This window comes from Arthrobacter sp. SLBN-83 (assembly GCF_006715285.1).
Classification (GTDB): domain Bacteria; phylum Actinomycetota; class Actinomycetes; order Actinomycetales; family Micrococcaceae; genus Arthrobacter.
This window is the reverse complement of the sequence record NZ_VFMX01000001.1, coordinates 3,726,682-3,743,530: the sequence shown is the minus strand read 5'-3', so window position 1 is coordinate 3,743,530 and position 16,849 is coordinate 3,726,682. Positions and strand designations below refer to the sequence as shown.

At 66.3% G+C, this 16,849-nt stretch carries 15 protein-coding genes; 9 read left to right on the top strand and 6 right to left on the bottom strand.

Features of this window, described 5'->3' with window-relative positions; all coding sequences use genetic code 11:
* Positions 1-63 precede the first annotated feature (63 nt).
* Complete coding sequence (locus FBY30_RS17555; RefSeq protein WP_142133871.1) at positions 64-825, top strand: SDR family oxidoreductase; 762 nt, start codon at positions 64-66, stop codon at positions 823-825.
* A gap of 66 nt (positions 826-891) precedes the next feature.
* Here the strand turns inward: FBY30_RS17555 and serB are convergent, their stop codons facing one another.
* The gene (gene serB / locus FBY30_RS17550; protein WP_142133870.1) at positions 892-1,785 is read right to left on the bottom strand and encodes a phosphoserine phosphatase SerB; all 894 of its coding nucleotides are present in this window, start codon (positions 1,783-1,785) and stop codon (positions 892-894) included.
* A 125-nt stretch (positions 1,786-1,910) separates the two neighbouring features.
* Here serB and FBY30_RS17545 point away from each other — a divergent pair, with 125 nt between their 5' ends.
* The 5 genes from FBY30_RS17545 to FBY30_RS17525 all read left to right on the top strand — a co-directional run bounded on the left by FBY30_RS17545 (position 1,911) and on the right by FBY30_RS17525 (position 5,924).
* On the top strand, positions 1,911-2,696 hold the full coding sequence (locus FBY30_RS17545; protein WP_142133869.1) for an ABC transporter ATP-binding protein: 786 nt from the start codon (positions 1,911-1,913) through the stop codon (positions 2,694-2,696).
* Between the two features lie 20 nt (positions 2,697-2,716).
* Complete coding sequence (locus tag FBY30_RS17540) at positions 2,717-3,502, top strand: sulfite exporter TauE/SafE family protein (RefSeq protein WP_142133868.1); 786 nt, start codon at positions 2,717-2,719, stop codon at positions 3,500-3,502.
* 7 nt (positions 3,503-3,509) lie between these two features.
* Positions 3,510-4,319, top strand: a complete 810-nt coding sequence (locus FBY30_RS17535) for a TrmH family RNA methyltransferase (RefSeq protein WP_142133867.1) — start codon at positions 3,510-3,512, stop codon at positions 4,317-4,319.
* A 155-nt stretch (positions 4,320-4,474) separates the two neighbouring features.
* Positions 4,475-4,732: a type B 50S ribosomal protein L31 gene (locus FBY30_RS17530; RefSeq protein WP_018761303.1), complete on the top strand. Its 258-nt coding sequence runs from the start codon at positions 4,475-4,477 to the stop codon at positions 4,730-4,732.
* A gap of 97 nt (positions 4,733-4,829) precedes the next feature.
* Positions 4,830-5,924, top strand: coding sequence for a lipoate--protein ligase family protein (locus FBY30_RS17525; protein WP_200830714.1), 1,095 nt, complete (start codon positions 4,830-4,832; stop codon positions 5,922-5,924).
* A gap of 48 nt (positions 5,925-5,972) precedes the next feature.
* Here FBY30_RS17525 and pepN read toward each other — a convergent pair whose 3' ends face one another.
* Positions 5,973-8,636, bottom strand: a complete 2,664-nt coding sequence (gene pepN / locus FBY30_RS17520) for an aminopeptidase N (RefSeq protein ID WP_142133865.1) — start codon at positions 8,634-8,636, stop codon at positions 5,973-5,975.
* 31 nt (positions 8,637-8,667) lie between these two features.
* On the bottom strand, positions 8,668-9,726 hold the full coding sequence (locus FBY30_RS17515; RefSeq protein WP_142133864.1) for a YeiH family protein: 1,059 nt from the start codon (positions 9,724-9,726) through the stop codon (positions 8,668-8,670).
* Between the two features lie 114 nt (positions 9,727-9,840).
* Here FBY30_RS17515 and FBY30_RS17510 point away from each other — a divergent pair, with 114 nt between their 5' ends.
* From FBY30_RS17510 to FBY30_RS17500, 3 genes are all read left to right on the top strand, one after another.
* Positions 9,841-11,397, top strand: a complete 1,557-nt coding sequence (locus FBY30_RS17510; RefSeq protein ID WP_142133863.1) for a circularly permuted type 2 ATP-grasp protein — start codon at positions 9,841-9,843, stop codon at positions 11,395-11,397.
* 75 nt (positions 11,398-11,472) lie between these two features.
* Positions 11,473-12,399: an alpha-E domain-containing protein gene (locus tag FBY30_RS17505; protein WP_142133862.1), complete on the top strand. Its 927-nt coding sequence runs from the start codon at positions 11,473-11,475 to the stop codon at positions 12,397-12,399.
* Entirely contained in the window at positions 12,396-13,247 is an 852-nt protein-coding gene (locus FBY30_RS17500; protein WP_142133861.1) for a transglutaminase family protein, read from the top strand. The genes FBY30_RS17505 and FBY30_RS17500 overlap by 4 nt, the downstream gene beginning before the upstream one ends.
* 70 nt (positions 13,248-13,317) lie before the next feature.
* Here FBY30_RS17500 and FBY30_RS17495 read toward each other — a convergent pair whose 3' ends face one another.
* The 3 genes from FBY30_RS17495 to glgC all read right to left on the bottom strand — a co-directional run bounded on the left by FBY30_RS17495 (position 13,318) and on the right by glgC (position 16,764).
* Positions 13,318-13,788, bottom strand: a complete 471-nt coding sequence (locus FBY30_RS17495) for a pyridoxamine 5'-phosphate oxidase family protein (RefSeq protein ID WP_142133860.1) — start codon at positions 13,786-13,788, stop codon at positions 13,318-13,320.
* An 18-nt stretch (positions 13,789-13,806) separates the two neighbouring features.
* Positions 13,807-15,258 carry an SDR family NAD(P)-dependent oxidoreductase gene (locus FBY30_RS17490; protein ID WP_142133859.1) on the bottom strand — a complete coding sequence of 484 codons (1,452 nt, stop codon included), beginning with the start codon at positions 15,256-15,258 and terminating at the stop codon, positions 13,807-13,809.
* A 96-nt stretch (positions 15,259-15,354) separates the two neighbouring features.
* A complete protein-coding gene (glgC, locus tag FBY30_RS17485; protein ID WP_142133858.1) occupies positions 15,355-16,764 on the bottom strand; it encodes a glucose-1-phosphate adenylyltransferase in 1,410 nt (469 codons plus the stop codon).
* Positions 16,765-16,849: the final 85 nt, after the last annotated feature.

The following is a 16,849-nucleotide window of genomic DNA, read 5'->3' as shown; positions in this document are numbered from 1 at the left end:
CGCCGCTGGCATGATGGACTGCAGGCCACAACGATTTAGATGTTTCGAACAAAGGAAGCTTGTATGGGACTGCTGGACAACAAGACAGCGATCGTCACCGGATCATCGCGCGGCATTGGCGCTGACGTAGCCAAGATCCTCGCCTCGGAGGGCGCCGCCGTCGTGGTCAACTACCGCCAGAAGGCGCCCCGCGCCAACAAAGTGGTGCAGGGGATCGAAGCCGCGGGCGGCCGCGCCGTCGCCGTGGGTGCGGACCTCACCACCCAGGAAGGCGTGCAGGCCCTCGCCAGCGCCGCCATGGAAAACTTCGGGTCCCTGGACATCCTGGTCCTGAACGCCTCCGGCGGCATGGAAACCGGCATGGGCGAGGACTATGCGCTCAAGCTGAACCGCGACGCGCAGATCAACATGCTCAACGCTGCAGTGCCCCTGATGCAGGAAGGGTCGCGGGTGGTCTTCGTGACCAGCCACCAGGCCCACTTCATCAACACCGTCCCCACCATGCCGGCCTACGAGCCGGTGGCCCGCAGCAAGCGCGCCGGCGAGGACGCCCTGCGTGAACTGATCCCGAACCTGGCGGAGAAGGGCATCTCCCTGGTGGTGGTGTCCGGCGACATGATCGAAGGCACGGTCACCGCCACGCTCCTGGACCGTTCCACCCCGGGCGCCATTGAGGCCCGCCGCGCGGAGGCCGGCAAGCTGTACTCCGTTGAAGAGTTCGCCCAGGTGGTGGCAGGGATGGCAACGGCCGACGTCGAGTCCGGCCACACCGAATACGCCGGCGGAGCGGATTACTTCGGCAAGAGCGCCGAGGCTTCCAGCTAGCAGCAGTTTGCAGAAGGCCCGGCCACTGGTTATCCGGTGGCCGGGCCTTCCCGCGGTTAGGGGGTGTCAGACGCCGGCGACGTGGCGGACTGCGTCCAGGTAGGGAATGTTCAGGGCGGCGTCGGCCACGGCGCGGACGGCCGGCTTGGCGTTGAAGGCCACCCCGATGCCGGCGGCGCCGAGCATGTCCAGGTCGTTGGCGCCGTCACCCACGGCCACGGTGTACTCAAGTGCAATCCCCTCGGCCGCAGCCCATTCCCGCAGGTACTTCTCCTTTGCAGCCCTGTCCACCACGGCGCCCAGCACCTTGCCGGTCAGCGCGCCGTCCACGATTTCCAGCTCGTTGGCCTGCCAGTAGTCCAGGCCCAGGTCGGCGGCGATCGGTTCGAGGATCTGGTTGAATCCGCCGGACACCACCGCAACGGTGTGGCCGGCGGCCTTGAACGCGGCCACCAGCTGGTCGGCGCCTTCGCTGAGCTTCACTTCCTTGCGGACGGAATGGACGACGTCGGCCGGCAGCCCCGCGAGTACGGCCACACGGGCGTGGAGGCTTTGGGCGAAGTCCAGCTCACCCCGCATCGCAGCTTCGGTTACGGCCGCGACTTCCTCCCGCTTGCCTGCATAGGCGGCCAGAAGCTCGATGACCTCCTGCTGGATCAGGGTGGAGTCCACGTCCATGATCAGCAGCTTGCGGGGTGCGGTGCGAAGGGCGGCGGGCACGATGGCAGTGTCGAAACCATCCATTGCCGCCTCCGCCACCGCGCGGCGCAGGGCGGCAAGCCCAGCAGCGGTCGCGTCGGGAAGGGCCAGTTCGAGAACCCGGACCTGGTAGCGGTCGTCGCCGGCAGCCGTTTCGGCAAGCACCTGGGCGCCCTCGGAGGCAAGGACGGAACGCAGCTGCTCCAGCCCGGCGGAGGTCATATTCAGGCCATAGCTGACCGCAGTCACGTTCGAAGTCATGCCTGCAATCTTAGCCAGCGGTCAGGGGGTGGCTTGAATTCATTGCGGGCCTCTGCCGCAGGGCCGTTAGGCACCCTTCACACCGGTTATCAGTCATCTTCTTTTTTGTCCTAGTGTCTACTCCTATGAGTGATGTTCTGGAACTGGACTCCGTCAGCGTTGTCCGAGGTAAGAAGACCCTGCTGGACAAGGTTGACTGGCAGGTCAACGAGGGCGAACGGTGGGTCATCCTCGGCCCCAACGGCGCCGGCAAGACCACCCTCCTCCAGATCGCGGCGGCCCGGCTCCACCCGAGCAGCGGCACGGCCGGCATCCTCGACGAAATCCTGGGCCGCGTTGACGTCTTCGAACTCCGGCCCCGCATCGGTCTCTCCTCCGCAGCCCTCGCCACCCAGATTCCCGAACACGAAAACGTCCTGAACGTCGTGGTCACCGCCGCCTACGGCGTCACCGGCCGCTGGCGTGAAGGCTACGAGCGCGACGACGAACGGCGCGCCTTCCGGCTGCTGAACGACTGGGGCATGGGCCCGCTGCTGAACAGGACCTTTGCCACCCTGTCCGAAGGCGAACGCAAGCGCGTCCAGATTGCCCGCGCCCTCATGACCGACCCGGAGCTGCTCCTCCTGGACGAGCCAGGCGCCGGACTGGACCTAGGCGGCCGCGAAGAGCTGGTCCACAAGCTCGCCGAGCTCGCCCGGGACGAGACCGCTCCTGCCATGGTCCTGGTCACGCACCACCTTGAGGAAGTCCCGCCGGGATTCACCCACGCCATGCTGCTGCGCGACGGCGGCGTGGTGGCTGCCGGACCCATTACCGAGGTCCTGACCGAAGAACACCTCAGCACTACTTTTGGGTTGCCGCTTGCGGTGACCGAGAACGCGGGACGCTACACCGCCACAGCGCGCCGCTAGAAGAGGCCTGCGCAACTACCTTGGAATTCTTCAGCAGCATCATTGTGTTCGTCGCCGGGCTGTGGGCCGGCACCATCAACGCGGTGGTGGGCTCCGGCACCCTGGTCACCTTCCCGGTGCTCATCGCCCTGGGCGTGGCGCCGGTGACGGCCTCCATGAGCAACGCGATGGGCCTGGTGTTCGGCACGGGCGCAGGTGCCTTCGGGTACCGCCGGGAACTGGCCGGCCGTGGGCGGCAGGTCATGCGCCTGCTGCCGGCGTCCGTCCTGGGCGGCATCACCGGGGCATACCTGCTGCTCCACCTGCCCGAAAAAGTCTTCCACTACGTGGCCCCGGTCCTGCTGGTCCTGGCCATGCTGATGGTTGTGTTCCAGCCACGGCTGCAGGACTGGGTGCGCAACCGCGAGGCCGATCCGGCGCAGGCCGCCAAGGATAAACGCCACGGGATCCTCCTGGTGGTGCTGGTCTATTTGGCCGGCGTGTACGGAGGCTACTTCGTGGCGGCGCAGGGGATCCTGCTGGTGGGCATCCTGGGCGTCTTCCTCAAGGGCACCATCCAGAACGCCAACGCCATGAAGAACTTCCTGGTCCTCGGCGTGAACATGGTGGCGGCCATCTCCTACCTGCTGTTCGCCTTCGACCGTGTGAACTGGCTGGTGGTGCTGCTGATCGCTGTGAGTTCCACCATCGGGGGCCTCATGGGCGCGAAGGTGGGCCGCAAGCTGTCGCCCCGCGTCCTGCGTGCCGTCATCTTCAGCCTGGGCATCGTGGCCCTGGCCGTCATGATCGCCAACCTGCTGCAATAATCACCCGGTGACTTTCCACTACCTCGAATCCGCCGACGACCCCCGGGTCAGCGACTACACCACCCTGACCGACGTGCACCTGCGGAAGCTCCGCGAACCGGCCGAGGGCATGTACATCGCCGAATCGTCCCGGGTGCTCCGCCGGGCGCTGGCCGCCGGGCACCAGCCAAGGTCGTTCTTCCTCGCCGAGAAGTGGATGGCGGACCTCGACGACGTCTTCAAGGCGTTCCCCGACGTTCCGGCGTTCATCGGCTCCGCTGCACTGCTGGAGGAAATCACCGGCTTCCACCTCCACCGCGGGGCCATGGCGGCAATGCAGCGGCCGGCCCCGGTGCCGCTGCCGGAGCTCCTGGCCGGGGCCCGCCGCGTGGCGGTGCTGGAAGACATCGTGGACCACACCAACGTGGGAGCGATCTTCCGCTCCGCGGCTGCGCTGGACATCGACGCCGTCCTGGTCTCCCCGCGCTGCGGCGATCCCCTGTACCGCCGCAGCGTCAGGGTCAGCATGGGCACGGTGTTCCAGGTTCCCTGGGCGCGGCTGCATGACTGGCCAGGGGACCTGCAGATGCTCAAGGACCATGGCTTTGCCGTCGCGGCACTGGAGTTGACACCGGACGCAGAGGACGTCGACGCCGTCGCGTCCCGCAACCTGGACAAGCTCGCCCTGGTGCTCGGCACCGAAGGCGCAGGTATGAGCCCGGAGACGCTTGCCGCCGTCGACCTCGCCGTCAAGATCCCCATGCGCAACGGCGTGGATTCCCTCAATGTGGCTGCCGCGTCCGCCGTGGCCTTCTGGGAGCTTCGCGCACGGGCCTAGCCAATGGTGCGCGCGTTCGTCAGCCCCACCGGCATCGGCTATGATGGATAGCTGGTTGTCCTGCTTTTTCAGCTTCGGCTGATGCAACAGAATCCAGCCATTCCATTCATACCTGGCAGCTGGCAAAATCCAGCTGCGCGAACAAAGGTCCCATTATGAAGTCTGATACCCACCCGAAGTACGAAGCTGTTGTCTTCAACGACCTGGCCTCCGGCACCAAGTTCCTGACCCGCTCCACCGTGTCTTCCTCCAAGACCATCGAGTGGGAAGACGGAAACACCTACCCGGTCATCGACGTCGAAATCTCTTCCGAGTCCCACCCGTTCTACACGGGCAAGCAGCGCATCATGGACTCTGCAGGCCGCGTCGAGCGCTTCAACGCTCGCTTCAAGGGCTTCGGCGGCAAGAAGTAATTCCTTCGCCCAAGCTGTTGTCAGGAAGCCCGCACCGGAAACGGTGCGGGCTTCCTGCGTTAACCGCGCACCGGATTTCTGGGGCAGGATGGGAAGCATGAGCGAGTCCGGATTTCCTGCCATTAATGCCGACAACCAGCGCCTGCACGGGGAGTACAAGGTGCCCGGTGGCAAGCTGGTGGTGGTGGACCTGAAGGTGGTGGATGGGGCCCTGGCGGACGTTTCCGTCAGCGGCGACTTCTTCCTGGAACCCGACGAGGCACTGGCTGATATCAACCGCGCGCTGACCGGGCTTCCGGACACCACGCCTGCCAAGGACCTCGCAGCCGCCGTCACCGCCGCGCTGCCGGTTGGAGCTGTCCTGTTCGGCTTCTCTGCTGACGCCGTGGCCGTCACAGTCCGCCGCGCGTTGGCTAAGGCTACCTCCTGGGGAGACCACGAGTGGAACGTCATCGCGCCCACCGTGCTGCCCACCGAAATCAACGTGGCCCTGGACGAGGTCCTCACCGAGGCAGTTGGCGCGGGGGAGCGTACCCCCACCCTGCGGTTCTGGGACTGGCAGGAACCATCGGTGGTAATCGGGAGCTTTCAGTCCGTGCAGAACGAGGTGGACCCCGAGGGGGTCGCCAAACATGGCATCAACGTGGTCCGGCGCATCAGCGGCGGCGGCGCCATGTTCATGGAGGCCGGCAACTGCATCACCTATTCGCTCTACCTGCCCCAGACCCTGGTGGACGGGCTGAGCTTCGCCGACTCCTACCCGTTCCTTGACGCCTGGGTCATGGCCGCATTGGAGAAGCTAGGCATCAACGCCTTCTACATCCCGCTGAACGACATCGCCACTGACCAGGGGAAGATTGGCGGCGCCGCGCAGAAGCGCCTGGCCAACGGCGGCATGCTGCACCATGTCACCATGAGCTACGACATCGACGCCGACAAAATGGTGGAGGTCCTCCGGATCGGCAAGGAGAAGCTTTCCGACAAGGGCACCCGCAGCGCCAAGAAGCGTGTAGACCCGCTGCGCCGCCAGACCGGGTTGGCCCGGATGGCCATCATCGAGGCGATGATCGAGGTGTTCAGCGAGCGCTATGGGGCTAGGCCGTCACAGCTGGCCGGACACGAGCTGGCAGCCGCAGAGGAGCGGGTGGCCAGCAAGTTCGGGACCGAGGAGTGGCTCCACCGCGTCCCCTAGTCCCATCGAGTGCTGAGTAATTGTCCTTTTGGCGCCCCAAAACGGCAGTTACGGAGCAATCGATGCGTGTTGGGGAGCGACGGCGGCCTGCGCCGTGAGTGCGCGCAGCAGGTGGCTGCGCTGCTCCACGATGATCCGCCGCAGGGCGTGCGGGGCGTCCGGATTGGCGGCCAGCCATTCGTCGGTCCGCCGTACCACTGGATGCCCTTCGGGGCGTGTCCCGGGGACCAAGTCCTGCGCCGCGGGGTAAAGGCCGCGGACGATGCGGCTGGCAATTTCGATGCTGCGCCTGTCCCACACCGCGCGCAGGCAGCCGAAGTAGGGCTCCACGTAGGGTTCCAGCAGCGCCGGCGGGGCAGTTGTGAAGCCGCTGATGGTCGCCGTAAGGATCTGGTTTGAGAGCTCGGTGCCTTCGACTGCTGCATCCCAAGCCGCTGCTTTGACAGCAGGGTCCGGCCGGGATGCCATTGCGGTCGCGTATCCTGCCCGGCCCGACGCCGTGGTGTCCCGGGCCAGTTCGGCGTCCAGTTCTTCTGCGCTGGCCTGTCCGTTGGCAGCGAGTGCATGCCACAGGTGCCAGCGGAGCTCGGCGTCCACTGCCAGCCCCTCCACGGGAGCGCTGCCGTTTAGCAGGCCGCGGAGGCGGGGGAGCAGGGTCGAGTCGTGCCGGCTGAGGGTGGCCAGTGTGCGGGCCCAGGCAAGCTGCTGGTCCGAGCCGGGGGTGGCCCGGTCCAGTTCGGCATCGGCCGCTGCCAGGAAGGCGGAACGCACCTGCTCCCTGCTGTCTACGGGCGTGTAGCGTTCGACGGCGGTGGTCGCGTTGTCGAGGACGTTCAGCAGGACTCCAATGCCGGTTTCAGCGGGGGCGAAGGCGGCCACGGCGTCCACGTAGAGCGATGCGGGGCTTTCGCCATCGCGGGCGGAGTTCCACAACGACGTCCAGCAGAGGGCGCGGGTCATCGGATCGGCGATCCTGTCGAGCGAGGAACGAACCGTTGCTTCAGAGGCCGGGTCCAGCCGCACCTTGGCGTAGGTCAGGTCGTCATCATTGAGCAGCAGGAGCGCCGGCCTCGGCTGGCCAGCGAGCTGGGGGAGGTCTGTCCGGGCACCGGTCACATCGGTTTCGATGCTGCCGGTCCGTACCAGGGCGCCGTCGGTGTCGAAGTCGTAGGAACCAACGCGGAGGCGGTGCGGCCGCAGCTCTTCCCGTCCCGTGACGGGGTCCGTTGCTTCCTGGACGATTGCCACCGCGCCCAGCAGCCCGTCGTCGTCCGCTGTTTTTGTGCCTTCCGCCGCACCCTCCGACCCGAAGTCCAAAGACAGCGCGGAGATCCCCGAGGTCTGCAGCCACTGCCGGGCCCAGCCGGACAGCTCCCGACCGGAAGCAGCATCCAGCGCGGCCAGCAGGTCGGCCAGCGAGGTGTTCCCGTAGGCGTGCTTCCGGAAGTACTCCCGGGAGCCGGCGATGAAGGCATCAAAACCCACGTAGGCCACCAGCTGCTTGAGGACCGAGGCGCCCTTGGCGTAGGTGATGCCGTCGAAGTTCTGCTTGGCCGCCTCGAGGTCCGGGATGTCCGCCACGATGGGATGGGTGGTGGGCAGCTGGTCCTGGACATAGGCCCAGGCCTTGCGTTTGTTGGCGAAGTTCACCCACGCCGTGTCCCAGTCCGTGGCCCGGTCGACGCCCAGCGTCCCCATGTAGTCGGCGAAGGATTCCTTTAGCCACAGATCGTCCCACCACTGCATGGTCACCAGGTCCCCGAACCACATGTGGGCCATCTCGTGCAGCAGGGTGTTGGCCCGTCCCTGGTACTGGGCGTCGGTGGCCCGGGACGTGAAGACGTAGCTCTCGGTAAAGGTAACCAGGCCCGGGTTCTCCATGGCGCCGAGGTTGTACTCGGGGACAAAGGCCTGGTCGTACTTGCCCCAGGGGTACGGGTAGTCAAAGAGCCGGTTGAAGAAGTCCAGCCCCTTCTTCGTGAGGTCGAAGAGGTGGTCCGTGTCGAAGGATTCGGCCATGGACGCGCGGCAGTAAAGGGCCAGCGGGACGTCCAGGCTCGTGCCGTCGTCGAGCGTTGCCTGCCAGCGGTCCTCGGCCTTGAAGTACGGGCCGGCCAGGACGGTGGTGATGTAGGTGGACATCGGCAGGGTGGTGGCGAAGTCCCAGCAAGCGGTAGCCGGATCGCTGGTGAGCAGGGTGCGGTTCACCTCGGCACCGTTGGAGGCAACCTGCCAGTGCGCCGGGGCCATGACGTGGAACGTGTAGGTGGCCTTGAGGTCCGGCTGCTCAAAGTTGGCGAACACCCGGCGGGCGTCGGCGGGCTCGTACTGGGTGTACAGGTAGCACTGGCCATCGGCGGGATCCACGAACCGGTGCATGCCCTCGCCCGATCGGCTGTAAAGGGCTGTTCCGGTGACCGTCACCTGGTTCTCGGCCCGCAGGTTCTCCAGCCGGATCCGTGCACCGTCCACCACGTCCTCCACCTGCAGGCTTCTGCCGTTAAGCAACACGCTGTGCACACTGCTGCCGATGAAGTCCAGGAACGTGCTGGAGCCGGCCTCGGCCGTGAAGGTGATGACGCTGCGGCTGGTGTAGCCGGCGACTGCCGGATCAGCTGCCTGCCGCACATCCAGGGAGATGTCGTAGCTGGTGGTGCTGATCAAGGCTGAACGTTCGGCGGCTTCGCGGCGCTGCAGATTCTCATTTGACACCCGGCTATCTAATCACGGTGTCCGGGCAAGCTCAGCCGGCGATGAGGAACGCTGCCCCCAGACCCAGCGCGGCAATCAGGAACCAGGATGCCAGTGCGGCCAGAAGGGCCCGGCCGCCGGTGTGCAGGAGGCTCCGGATCCGCACCGCCGAGCCCAGTCCAAACAGGGCCGCGCCCAGCAGGATGTCCTGCAGCGTGGCGCCGGCTTCGAGCCAGCCCTGGGGCAGCCAGCCGGTGGAGCGGAGCGCCACCATGACGATAAACCCCACCACGAACAGCGGCACCACCGGCGGCATCTTCGCCGCACCGCCCTCCGCCGCGCCAACAGACCGCGCAGCCCTCCGATGATGGGCACCCGCCATGGCGGCAACAGGCGCCAGCAGCAGCACCCGGGTGAGTTTGACGACGACGGCGATTGCCAGGGCAGCGGTGCCGGCGGTCTGCGCCGTGGCCACCACCTGCCCCACGTCATGTACGGACGCGCCGGTCCAGGCACCGAACACTGCTGCCGTCAGCCCCAGTGGATGGGCGACGAGGGGCAGGACACCGATGGCGAGCGTTCCGCAGAGGGTCACCAGTGCCACCGGCAGGACGGTTTCGGGGTGCCGGATGCGGCGGACGGCTGCCATGGCGCCAATGGCGGAGGCCCCGCAGATGGAGAACCCCGTGGCCACCAGGAGCGAGGTCACCGGCGGGAGGCGGAAGAGGCGCGAGATAGCGTACGTCCCACCGAAACTGGCCGCCACCACCGCCACGATAAGCAGCAGCGAAAGCCACCCCAGGCCCAGGACGTCCATGACGCTGACCTTCAGTCCCAGGAGGACGATGCCGGCGCGCATCAAGTGCTTACCGGCGAAGTCCAGCCCGGCACGTGCCCGCCCTTCGGTCCATCCAGCGGCGCCGGGAAGGTTGGCGGCGAGCACCCCCAGCACCACGGCCAAGGTCATCGCGGGGAGTGCAGGCAGCAGTCCATGCACCAGGAACGCCGCGGCGACGGCGGCTGCCGCGGTCAGCAGGCCGGGCGCCAGCCGCGCCGGGATGGGCCCGAGACGGCCATGGCCCGGCTCGGGGAGGCTTCTGCTGACTGGCACTTACCTACTGTGCCCGAAGAGGCCAGTAAAGTACGAACCGGGCCTTTGGTGCCAACACGCCACAATGGATGGCTGTAAATGAATTCGAAACAAAAAGATGGTTGGCTATTGGACATGTCAGACCTATTCCAGGATTACTCCGAGGCTGCAGGCCGCACCGGAGCCTACGACGAGATGTTCGCCCCCGGGCAACAGGCCAGGGACTCGTACGGGCAGGTGGCGGAAGCGCTCCGGAAGCTCTCCCTGGCGGACGTCAGCGCACGCGCGGACTCCATGGCCCGCACCTTCCTGGACCGCGGTGTCACGTTCGACTACGCGGGTGAGGAGCGGCCCTTTCCGCTCGATATCGTGCCGCGGGTCATCCCCGCAGCCGAGTGGGATGTCCTGGAACGCGGCGTCGCCCAGCGGGTGCGCGCCCTGGAAGCCTTCCTGAACGATGTCTACGACAAGATGACAGTGGTGTCCGACGGCGTGATCCCGCGCCAGTTGGTGACCACCAGCGCGCACTTCCACCGGCAGGTCCACGGTTTCGAGCCGGCGGGCGGGGTCCGGGTGCATATCTCCGGCATCGATGTTGTCCGCGACGCTGCCGGCACCTTCCGGGTCCTTGAAGACAACGTCCGGGTGCCCTCCGGTGTCAGCTACGTGCTGGAGAACCGGCGCGCCATGGCCAAGGGCCTGCCCGAAGCCTTTGGCCAGCAGCTCATCCGGCCCGTGGAGGAATACCCCCGCCGGTTGCTCTCGGCCCTCCGCAAAACCGCGCCGGCCGGCGTTGACGATCCCACCGTCGTCGTCCTGACCCCCGGCGTGTTCAACAGCGCCTACTTTGAGCACACCCTCCTGGCCGGCCTCATGGGCGTGGAGCTCGTGGAGGGCCGCGACCTCATCTGCCGCGGAAACCGCGTGTACATGCGGACCACCGCCGGCGAGCAGCGGGTGGACGTGATCTACAAGCGGATCGATGACGACTTCCTGGATCCGCTGCAGTTCCGCTCGGACTCCATGCTCGGCTGCCCTGGACTGGTGAACGCCGCCCGCGCCGGCGGCGTCACCATCGCCAACGCGGTGGGCAATGGCGTTGCCGACGACAAACTGGTTTACAGTTACGTGCCTGACCTGATCCGCTACTACCTCAGCGAGGAGCCCATCATCGCCAACGTGGACACCTACCGCCTCGAGGAAAAGGAGGCCCGGGAGTACACCCTGGACAACCTCGCGGAACTGGTGGTGAAGCCCGTGGACGGCTCCGGTGGCAAGGGCCTGGTCATCGGCCCCGACGCCTCCAAAGACGAACTGGACGCCCTCCGCCAGCGGATTATCGCCGATCCCCGCGGCTGGATCGCCCAGCCGGTCCTGCAGCTCTCCACGGTCCCCACACTGGGCGGGGACAAGTTCGGCCCCCGGCACGTGGACCTTCGCCCCTTCGCGGTAAACGACGGCGACAACGTCTGGGTGCTCCCGGGCGGCCTTACCCGCGTAGCCCTGAAGGAGGGCTCCCTGATCGTGAACTCCAGCCAGGGCGGCGGATCCAAGGACACCTGGGTCCTTGCCGACTCACCCCAGATGCCGGTGGAAACCGTGCCCCGGCAGTCGGTCAGCGTCCGCGAGCGGGTCTCCGTCTGGCCGGTGGAGAGCAACTGGCGCGACCGCCAGTCGGAGCAGCAGCAGTGAGCGGGGCACTTGACCACATTGCCGCCAGCGGGCATTTCTTTTCCAACGTTCCGGGCGCGCAGGAGGTAGCCGCGAATGCTTAGCAGAATTGCCGAGTCCCTTTTTTGGATCGGCCGCTACGTGGAGCGGGCGGACGGCACCGCCCGCATCCTCGACGTCCACCTGGAACGCCTGAACCACCTCCCCATGGAGGAGCGGAAGAGCGTTGCGCAGGAACTCCTGGCCGTCATGGGAGCCCGGCCGCAGAGCGAGGACTTCGGCCTGCCGGAACTGCTCCACGCCTTGGCCTACGACAAGACCAGCGCCACCTCCATCGCCGGGTCCCTTGGTGCTGCCCGCGAAAACGCGCGCCGGGCCCGGGAGACCGTGTCCTCTGCGCTGTGGGAGAGCCTCAACACCACCTACTACGGGCTGAGCCAGCACCGCAAGGACGTGGTGGGCACGTACCGGTTCTGCAACTGGACCCTGGAGCGCACCGCCATGGTCAGCGGCCTTGCCGATACCACGGTGAGCCATGACGAAAGCTGGCTCTTCCTGGTTCTGGGCCGCTCCCTGGAACGCGCGGACATGACGGCACGGATGCTCTCCACCCGCGACGTGCTCTCCGCGGGCATGTCCTGGGTCAACATGCTCCGCTGCGCCGGCGCCTATGAGTCCTTCCTCCGCACCCGCCGCGCGGCATTCGGGGACCAGCACGCCGCCGAATTCCTGCTCCTGGACCGGCTCTTTCCCCGGTCCATCGTCTACGCCCTGCGGGACGCCGACGAATGCCTGGCCAAGCTGGACCCGTCCGCGCAACGCGTGGGCTTCATCAACGACGCCCGCCGCATCGTGGGACAGGCACGGACCTTCCTTGAGTTCCACCGCACTGACGACCTCATGTCCGAGCTGCCCGAACACATGGAGCGGGTGCAGAAGGCAGTGTCCCAGGCCTCGGACGCCATTTCCCGTAAGTACTTCAATCAGGCGGATGAACTTGCCTGGGTGGGAGAAGTGTCATGACCCGGTTGAGCATCGTCCACAGGACGGCCTACAAATACAACAAGCGGGTGACCCTGTCCTACAACGAGGCCCGCATGACACCGCTGACCGACTCGCAGCAGGTGGTCCTGGAATCGGTGGTAAAGGTGGCTCCGTCGCAGGCGGCGGTCAGCACCTACCGTGACTACTGGGGGACCAGGGTCACGGCCTTCGACATGCAGATGCCGCACGAAAGCCTCGAGGTGGTCTCAAACATCACCGTCGAGGTGCACCGGGCGGAAAAGATCCCGGCCGAAGCCGACATCGTGGGCTGGGAGGACCTGAAGTCCCCGGAGACACTTGACGCCTTCAGCGACTGGCTGCCGCAGTCCCGGCTGAGCGGCCCGGGCGACGAAGTGCTGGGCATCATCCCCGCTGTGGTGGCCGGGAAGAACCCGCACGAAGCAGCCATGGCCGTCTTTACCTGGATGCGCGGCGAGATGACCTACATGTCCGGCTCCACCGCCGTCACAACCAACGCCGAGGAGGCCTGGGGCCAGCGCAAGGGCGTGTGCCAGGACCTGGCCCATCTGGCCATCGGTGCCCTGCGCAGCTGCGGCATTCCCGCACGCTACGTCTCCGGCTACCTGCACCCGCGCTCCAGCGCCGGGATCGGGGAGACCGTTGCCGGGCAGTCCCACGCCTGGCTTGAATGGTGGGACGGGGACTGGCGCAGCTGGGACCCGACCAACCACAAGCCCGCCGGCGACTTCCACGTCACGGTGGCCCGGGGCCGCGACTACCGGGACGTGCCCCCGCTGAAGGGCATCCTGTCAGGGGGCGGCGGGTCCGCCCTCAAGGTGAGCGTCGAAATCACCCAACTGGCGTGATACAGCTGGTTCCCCGGCCTTCCCGGCCGGGGAACCCGTCGTCGTGCAGTTGTTGATGTTCGCCGTCGTTCTATTCCTGCGACGCTTTTGCGGATCCGTTGATTTGGGTCCACCAGGTCATGGGATCAGTGACCTTGAAGCGGCGTCCCGTGACCGAGTCCGGGGTGATGCGGACAAAGGCATCCTTCCGGCCGGCCTGCCAGGGGAAAAGGTACAGGCGGGAGGTTTCCAGCACTTCCTCAGTGCTTTTGACCAGGGCAGCGGTGCCCTTGACCACCACGCTCCAGGCCAGGCCCGTGTCGGGGTCCACCCCGTCCGCCTCGACGGCAACGGCGGCTTCACCGCCGGTGGCAGCGGCCAGCTTGGTTCCCTGGGCGGTCCGGAAGACCAGCGTGCCGCCGTCCACTGTGTAGTTCACCGGGAAGATATCCGGACGTCCGTCCGCCAGCACGGCCAGCCTTCCCACGGACACCGTCCGCAGCATGGCCCAGCATTCGTGGTGTTCGAGGTTCTGCACTTGGGTGGATGACTCGTTGCTCATGCCGTGAGCATACGCCCATCACCAGGGGCTGGGCTTGTAATCCTTCAGGAAGACGCCGTACTGGTCCTCGCCCTTTTCACCCATGACGATGGGATCGTAGACGCGGGCCGCGCCGTCCACCAGGTCCAGGGGAGCGTGGAAGCCTTCCTCCATCAGCCGGACCTTGGTGAAGTGCGGACGTTCGTCGGTGATCCAGCCCGTGTCCACGGCCGTCATCAGGATGCCATCCGTGTCCAGCATTTCCTGCGCGCTGGTGCGGGTCATCATGTTCAGGGCCGCCTTGGCCATGTTGGTGTGCGGATGCCCCGGTCCTTTATAGGCCCGGGAGAACTGGCCCTCCATGGCGGAGACGTTCACAATGTACTTTCGCCGCGCGGTGGAGCGCCTCATGGCGTCCCGGAGGCGGCTGACCAACAGGAACGGCGCGGTGACGTTGCAGAGCTGCACCTCGAGCATTTCGAGCGGATCCACCTCGTCCACCACCTGCGTCCAGCTGTTGATGGTGGCCAGGTCGGGAACCAACCCACCGGCGTCGATGGCTGTTCCCGAGGCGATCCGTTCCAGGGACGCAGACCCGGTGGACAGCGCCAGCGAAGTGACGGCGTCGCCGGCCAGGACGGGGTGTTCCGTGACGCTGCCTGCGATGGCCAGCGGGTGCTTGTCATGGGCGTGGCCGAAGGTCAGCAGCTCCGGGCCGCCGTTGGCGTGCTCCAGCGCTGCAGGGAGGGGTTCATCCTCTGCATCCACCAGCGGTTTGTAGGCGTTGCCGGAACGGCGCACAGTCTGGGCAGCGTTGTTGATGATGATGTCCAGCGGGCCGGCTTCATTGAGGGAATCCGTGAGGGCCATGACCTGGGCAGGATCACGCAGGTCGATTCCCACGATCCGGAGCCGGTGCAGCCACTCGCCGCTGTCCTCCATAGCGGCGAAGCGGCGGGCCGCGTCCTTGGGGAACCGGGTGGTGATGGTGGTGTGCGCCCCATCCCGCAGCAGGCGCAGGGCGATGTACATCCCGATCTTGGCCCGGCCGCCGGTGAGCAGGGCCCGGCGCCCGGTGAGGTCAGCCCGGGCGTCACGCTTGCTGTGGCTGAAGGCGGCGCACTCCGGGCACAGCTGGTGGTAGAACGCGTCCACCTGGGTGTAGTGCTGCTTGCAGATGTAGCAGGGGCGGGACCTGATGAGATGGCCCGCGATCTTGCCCGTAGCAGACGGTTCCAGCTTGTTGCCGCGGGTCTCGTCGTCGATCCGGTCCGGCGCGGCGGTGGCGGTCTGGGCGATGACTGCCCTGTCAGCCTCGGCAATCGAATCACGCTTGGTGACCCTGCGGTGGCGCTTGACCGCTTTGAACATCTTTCCCGTCGCACGGCGTACCGCGAGATAGTCCGGGTGCTCCTCGTCGTAGGCGTGGATGGTGTTCAGGACCTTGAGGCAGGCCTGGATGTCCTCAGGGGTCAGATCGGGGGAGCTCATTGGGTCAATTTTACCGCGTGCGCAGCAGGCCGCGGCACCATCAGTGGTGCCCCGGCCTGCTGGCTTGCTGCGGGGAAAGCGGCGGCGGCGCGGGCGTCAGGAAAGCCTGCCGGCCGGTGCGGCCTCCGCGGCTGCGGCAGCATGCGTGCCGGCAACCTTGTCCGCGGCCTCGCGCATGTCGGGATACTGCTCCGCGGCGGCCCGGATGGCGTTGGGCAGGATGCTGACATGCTGCGCGGCAAGCTTCCGTTCTTCCTCGCCGGGCTCGGGAACCTCCTGGCCCTTGGACAGGACCGTGATGCCGGATTCGGTGACCTTGAACCCCCGTGCCCGGTCCAGGTCATGGTCAAGACCGATGGCAGCACCTGCGGGCACCTTGACGTTCTTGTCCAGGATGGCGCGGTTGATCACTGCCCCTTCACCCACCTGCACCTTGTCCATCAGGACCGAATCGATCACGCGGCCGCTGGTGGCTACGTAGACGTCGTTGGACAGCACCGAGCCTTCCACCACGCCGCCGGAAATTACCACGCCGTTGGCCACGATGGAGTCCAGCGCCGTGCCCACGGTGTTGTTCTTGCCGCGGACGAACTTGGCCGGCGGTGAAGTGGTCTGACGGGTGTAAATGGGCCACTCGGAGTTGTAGAGGTTGAAGACCGGCAGCGGCGAGATGAGGTCCATGTGGGCGTCGTAGAAGGAGTCGATGGTGCCTACGTCGCGCCAGTAGGTGCGGTCGCGCTCAGTGGAGCCGGGGATCTCGTTGAGCGTGAAGTCGTACACGCCGGCCTCACCGCGGTTGACGAAGTAGGGGATGATGTCCCCGCCCATGTCGTGCTTGGTGTCCAGGCGCTCGGCGTCCACGTGCAGCGCGTCCACCAGGGCGTCGGCGTCGAACACGTAGTTGCCCATGGAGGCCAGGAATTGTGAGGGGTCGGCGGCAAGACCCGGGGTGGTGGCAGGCTTTTCGACAAACGCGGCGATCTTCTGGGGATCGTTCTGGTCCGTTTCGATGACGCCGAACTGGTTGGCCATGTGCAGCGGCTGCCGCACGGCGGCGACGGTGGCCTTGGCACCGCTGTTCACGTGCTGGGCCACCATCTGGGCGAAGTCCATGCGGTAGACGTGGTCAGCCCCCACCACAACAACGATGTCCGGGTTGGCGTCATGGATGAGGTTCAGGGACTGGTAGATGGCGTTGGCGCTGCCCAGGAACCAGCTCTTGCCCACGCGCTGCTGTGCCGGGACGGAAGCGATGTAGTTGCCGAGCTGGGTAGACATCCGCCAGGTCTCGGAGATGTGCCGGTCAAGGCTGTGCGACTTGTACTGGGTCAGCACCACGATCTGCAGGTAGCGGGAATTCACCAGGTTGGACAGCGCGAAGTCGATGAGGCGGTAGCTGCCGGCGAAAGGCACAGCGGGCTTGGCCCGGTCTGCCGTCAGTGGCATAAGCCTGTTTCCCTCGCCGCCTGCGAGGACAATGGCCAGGACTTTTTTGGTTAACGGCATGATGGTCGCTCCTGTACGCCTTCGTAACTCCCCAAGACAGTCCGGTATGCCCGGACTCCTTCACACTAGAACAGTTATCCGTGAA

Bases quoted from the DNA above. Each gene is read 5' to 3' on its own strand.
- FBY30_RS17555 (WP_142133871.1), top strand. From the start codon at position 64: ATGGGACTGCTGGACAACAAGACAGCGATCGTCACCGGATCATCGCGC.
- serB (WP_142133870.1), bottom strand. From the start codon at position 1,785: ATGACTTCGAACGTGACTGCGGTCAGCTATGGCCTGAATATGACCTCC.
- FBY30_RS17545 (WP_142133869.1), top strand. From the start codon at position 1,911: ATGAGTGATGTTCTGGAACTGGACTCCGTCAGCGTTGTCCGAGGTAAG.
- FBY30_RS17530 (WP_018761303.1), top strand. From the start codon at position 4,475: ATGAAGTCTGATACCCACCCGAAGTACGAAGCTGTTGTCTTCAACGAC.
- FBY30_RS17525 (WP_200830714.1), top strand. From the start codon at position 4,830: ATGAGCGAGTCCGGATTTCCTGCCATTAATGCCGACAACCAGCGCCTG.
- FBY30_RS17510 (WP_142133863.1), top strand. From the start codon at position 9,841: ATGTCAGACCTATTCCAGGATTACTCCGAGGCTGCAGGCCGCACCGGA.
- FBY30_RS17505 (WP_142133862.1), top strand. From the start codon at position 11,473: ATGCTTAGCAGAATTGCCGAGTCCCTTTTTTGGATCGGCCGCTACGTG.
- FBY30_RS17500 (WP_142133861.1), top strand. From the start codon at position 12,396: ATGACCCGGTTGAGCATCGTCCACAGGACGGCCTACAAATACAACAAG.
- FBY30_RS17495 (WP_142133860.1), bottom strand. From the start codon at position 13,788: ATGAGCAACGAGTCATCCACCCAAGTGCAGAACCTCGAACACCACGAA.
- FBY30_RS17490 (WP_142133859.1), bottom strand. From the start codon at position 15,258: ATGAGCTCCCCCGATCTGACCCCTGAGGACATCCAGGCCTGCCTCAAG.
- glgC (WP_142133858.1), bottom strand. From the start codon at position 16,764: ATGCCGTTAACCAAAAAAGTCCTGGCCATTGTCCTCGCAGGCGGCGAG.